This is a genomic window from Kitasatospora saccharophila (genome assembly GCF_039529925.1).
Taxonomy (GTDB): Bacteria; Actinomycetota; Actinomycetes; order Streptomycetales; family Streptomycetaceae; genus Kitasatospora; species Kitasatospora saccharophila.
The window spans coordinates 1-4114 of record NZ_BAAANS010000136.1; the positions used below are offsets into that span (position 1 = coordinate 1).

Consider the following 4114-nt stretch of genomic DNA (forward strand, 5'->3'; position numbering starts at 1 on the left):
GGCCAAACGGATCTGGCAACGGATCGCCGAGACCGTGAAGCTGCGCCGCTGGTGGTGCCTCCCGTGGCCGCCCATAGCACCGGTCTAGGATCGCGCACGCCGCCGAGACCCGCGCCCCTTCGCTTTGCCCGTTTGCCGCGATGTCAGCCAATGCCGAGAGCGCGACCCCAACGTGACCCGCCGCCAGCTCAGCCAATGCGCGCCGCGCCTGCGCCGTGTCGGAGTTTTCCGATCCAGCTGGACGCCCAGCGCCTGGACGAACCCCGCCCCTAGGCATGTTTGAAATCCTTTGAATGAATATCAATGCGCCGTGAGGGCCATTTTAAGCGCCATACAGCGCCATTAGGGGTTTTCCGCATCATGACAGCCAAGACCGCCTGAAGGCCACTCAGCGCGAACCCCTGCGCGGGAAATGCCCTAAACATAGCCCTACCTCGCCTGCGCCGTTGTGCCGAGTGTTTTGCAGATGTGAAATCGCTTGCCCTCGATGGGGCCGGAGCCGCCGAACCGATACCGGCCTCTGTTGCGTGGCTTGTCAGGGTTTTCTATGCGCCGCCCATATCGCTTAATTGTGGCAGGCTCAGACTTGCCAAAATAGGCCGCGATGTTTTCAGGGCCGCCGCGCCCATGACGCACGCCCAAATGCCACGCACGCCCCACAGACACCGCCGAAACCCGCGCCGATGGTGCGACCGCCCCGACCGCCTCGCCCGTCCATTCTGCGACCTGCTTTGCGAAGTCAGCATGAAGGCATTTAGGCAAGTGAATCGCGATGTGCCAATGCTCGCCCGCCTGCCCTTCATATCCGCGTGGTGCCCATTCCCTGACCCATATGCACGCCCAGAAGATACCGCGCGCCTTGACCCATTTACGGATCAGCTGGAGCAATTCCTGAAGCCCATCCCACAGATTACCAACGCCGAAAACACCGCCCTCGCCAATGCGCTGAAGGTGAGCCGCGTTGACGGTCAAAATGGTGTTTATTGGGTGCCCGATGTGCTCAGAGAATGCCGCCGCCTGCATCATGCGTGCCTGCGCCCCACGTGGCAATTCGCGCGTGACTGTGTAGCGGGTGGATGGGTGAGTGTTACCTACTAGGCCGGAATGCTGGCCCATATGCACTGAAACAGGCTCAGCCTCATCTATTCTAAGCAATTCACGCCGCATAACAAATTTTGCCTCATGTGCTGGACGGAATGCCCGCTTCATTCTCAGCAATGTTAGGCTAAAATCGGAATCGATGGAAGATGTAGTGAGAACAAAAGGAGACGTATACTAAATGTATAATGCCTGTGGATAACTTTCAGGTGTCAGCCTTCTTTTCTTATTTCCATATTTCTATTTCTAGGCCGAAAAACCGTTTATTTACAGAGGATTAGAGAACGAAAAAGAACGGATTGCGGGCCTACGCGAACGGATTGCGGGTGAAAAAGAACGGATTGCGGGTGAAAAAGAACGGATTGCGGGCGCAAGAACTTGCTGGCAGTCTGCGTTCTTTATAGCGTTTCTGCATGGCAAAGTTGACCACACTCAGCGCCGTGAAAATGGCACGCCCGGACCCGGACGCAATTATCGCGGCTGGCGAGTTGGTGGGCATGCGCTTTGTGTCTGGCAATGCGCTTTCCCTGCGCGCCGCCAAGCTGTTTTGCCTGCTTATCCAAGAGGCCGGAATAGCCGTTGCCGAGGATAAGCAACACCGCATCCCCTACGCCGTTCTGAATGAAACATTCCACAGAAGCCGCGATGAGCTGGCCGAGGCAATAGCCGAGCTGCATAGCACGATTGTTTCCGTCCAGCTGGTGAGCCGCCAAGGCCGCGCACATACCAAATCAGGGCCGATCTTGTCCGATGTCGAGCGCGAACCGGATAGCCTAGACGGTGCCGAAATCAGGTTTGAATTTTCCAAGACCATGCGCCGCGTCATTGCCGATAGCACGCATTGGGCCAGCATATCCCGCCGCGCCGTTCTGAGCTTTGAAAGCCGCTATTCGCTGCGCCTGTATCTATGGCTCAGCCTGCGCGCGAACCTGCGTAAGACTGCCGAGGATGTCAGCCTAGACGACCTGCGCGACCTGTTAGGCGTGCCCGCTGGAAAGCTCAACAGTTGGCAAGGTTTGAAGTTTCGCGCCCTCGAACCCGCCCTAGCTGAAATCAATCAACTTGCGGGTTTTCGCGCCGAGTATATGCCGCTGAAACAGGGCCGCCGTGTTGCTGGTGTGCGGATCGCATGGGGCCTAAAGGATCGCGCCGAGCTGGTGAAGGCACAGAAGGAACTAGACCGCCCGCGCGTAGGCCGGAAAGCGCGCCGCGCCGGACTGGTGGAGACAATCGCACAAGAGCGCCACAGACTGGCCGAGAGCCTCGCCAATGCGACAGGCATAGACCGGACTAGTCCAGACCATTTAGGCCGCAGTGAGACAGGCTTAGAACCGTCTAGGCCAGATGGTGAAATGTGATGCCTAAACTTAGCCCCCGCGATGCCGTGAAGATGTATCAGGTCAGCCGCGCAACACTCATGCGCGCCTTGTCAGATGGGAAAATAAGCGCCGCGAAATCAGACGCCGGACATTGGCAGATAGACGCCGCCGAGCTGCGCCGCCTGTATCAGCCGCGCCCTACGGGAAAACCCGTAGACCGGACTAAGCCGGAGCAAGTGAACCGCCGTGAGACACCCACAGAACCGCCGCTAGACCATGCCCTAGAACTGCGCCTTGCACGTGCCGAAGCTGCACTCGATGCCGAGCGCGAAAAGAACGCCCTACTGCAACAAAACCTTGATGACCTGCGCCGCATGTTACCGCCGCCCGATGCCGTGCCGCGCCGCCGCTGGTGGCCGTGGTGAAGCTGGCAAGAAATAGAACCGTTAACTTCAAAACTGAGAGGATCGCGCCATGACCAATGAGGATATGCAAACTGCTATTCTGGTAATCTTAGGAATTGGCATTGTCATCATGACGCTGAGGGCACTTTATGGGCTTCTTGCATGGAAAGGACGAAGGAAAACGGCTCTTTTGCAGGCTGTTTTATATCCTACCGGCGGGTTCATTTTGATGATGGTTGTTGCCGTTGCTTTTCCTGAGACAAGCCCTGAAAGAATAGCCGCGATAGAAGCTGAAAGAGCCGCTCAAGCCGAAGCCGAAGCCGCTGCTGAGTTGGAAGCTGAGGCTGAAAGAGCCGCTCAAGCCGAAGCCGAAGCCGCTGAGCTTGAGGCATGCCGCCAAGACTTGCAGTGCTGGGGGCAAAAATATTCGATTGATGCCGCAGTGCGTTGCCGAAGACCCATAGAGCGCTTGGCGCAATTCGATATGCGCTGGACCGATGGATGGACAGACACAAAATTCCCGCGCATTCGTTGGGAAAATCAGGATGAAGGACTCGTCACATACATTGGCGACAAGGCTCAGTTTCAGAACGGCTTTGGTGCATGGCAGAATGTCATTTACACATGCACATATGATCCTGCCACGGATAGCGCGATAGATGTGACCGTGACGCCCGGTCGCCTATGACAATCGCCTCGCATAGTGACCCCAAGAAAACAGGTGCTGGTGCCGTGTTAGGGCACCATGCCGCGCGCGTATTGCGTAATAAATCAAGGCCGAGCGCCGAGACCGTGCCGCCCGTATCCCCCTAAAAATCCCCCCTATGTGCTGCGCTACCCCCCTTTTACGGTGTCCAGAAATTGCCGCGCCGCTGGTGGCGATGTCAGTTTTGATCGGGTGTGTATTCAATAACCATTTCCTGCCAAACAACACCCGCCAAACAACACCCGCCAAACAACACCCGATCCTAAGATGTCAGAAAACCCGCCGCCTAAGATGTCACAAAACCCCGCCTCGATGCCGCCTGAAGATGTCGGAAAATTCGGTGTCGGAGACTTTGCAAAGTGATGTCCGATAATGGAACGTTACCGGACATAGCGCCGAAATCAGGTGCGCATGATGTCGGAAAATTCCCTGCACGCAGTGAAGCGCTACCAGTTGCCAATCGGGCCAAACGGATCTGGCAACGGATCGCCGAGACCGTGAAGCTGCGCCGCTGGTGGTGCCTGCCGTGGCCGCCCATAGCACCGGTCTAGGATCGCGCACGCCGCCGAGACCCGCGCCCCTTCGCT

The 4114-nt window shown here is 57.4% G+C and carries 4 protein-coding genes; 3 read left to right on the forward strand and 1 reads right to left on the reverse strand.

Features of this window, described 5'->3' with window-relative positions:
• Nucleotides 1–429 precede the first annotated feature (429 nt).
• Nucleotides 430–1209 carry a hypothetical protein gene (locus ABD345_RS39715; protein ID WP_344106629.1) on the reverse strand — a complete coding sequence of 260 codons (780 nt, stop codon included), beginning with the start codon at nt 1207–1209 and terminating at the stop codon, nt 430–432.
• A gap of 302 nt (nt 1210–1511) precedes the next feature.
• Here ABD345_RS39715 and ABD345_RS39720 point away from each other — a divergent pair, with 302 nt between their 5' ends.
• From ABD345_RS39720 to ABD345_RS39730, 3 genes are read left to right on the forward strand one after another with little or no spacing between them, the layout of a single operon-like run.
• The gene (locus ABD345_RS39720) at nt 1512–2456 is read left to right on the forward strand and encodes a replication initiation protein (protein ID WP_344106627.1); all 945 of its coding nucleotides are present in this window, start codon (nt 1512–1514) and stop codon (nt 2454–2456) included.
• Entirely contained in the window at nt 2456–2842 is a 387-nt protein-coding gene (locus ABD345_RS39725) for a helix-turn-helix domain-containing protein (RefSeq protein WP_344106624.1), read from the forward strand. Before ABD345_RS39720 ends, ABD345_RS39725 begins: the two co-directional genes overlap by 1 nt.
• 49 nt (nt 2843–2891) lie before the next feature.
• Nucleotides 2892–3509: a hypothetical protein gene (locus ABD345_RS39730; protein WP_344106622.1), complete on the forward strand. Its 618-nt coding sequence runs from the start codon at nt 2892–2894 to the stop codon at nt 3507–3509.
• Nucleotides 3510–4114 lie beyond the last annotated feature (605 nt).

Excerpts from the sequence above, each read along its gene's own strand:
- ABD345_RS39715 (WP_344106629.1), bottom strand. The coding sequence starts at position 1,209 with ATGAAGCGGGCATTCCGTCCAGCACATGAGGCAAAATTTGTTATGCGG.
- ABD345_RS39720 (WP_344106627.1), top strand. The coding sequence starts at position 1,512 with ATGGCAAAGTTGACCACACTCAGCGCCGTGAAAATGGCACGCCCGGAC.
- ABD345_RS39725 (WP_344106624.1), top strand. The coding sequence starts at position 2,456 with ATGCCTAAACTTAGCCCCCGCGATGCCGTGAAGATGTATCAGGTCAGC.
- ABD345_RS39730 (WP_344106622.1), top strand. The coding sequence starts at position 2,892 with ATGACCAATGAGGATATGCAAACTGCTATTCTGGTAATCTTAGGAATT.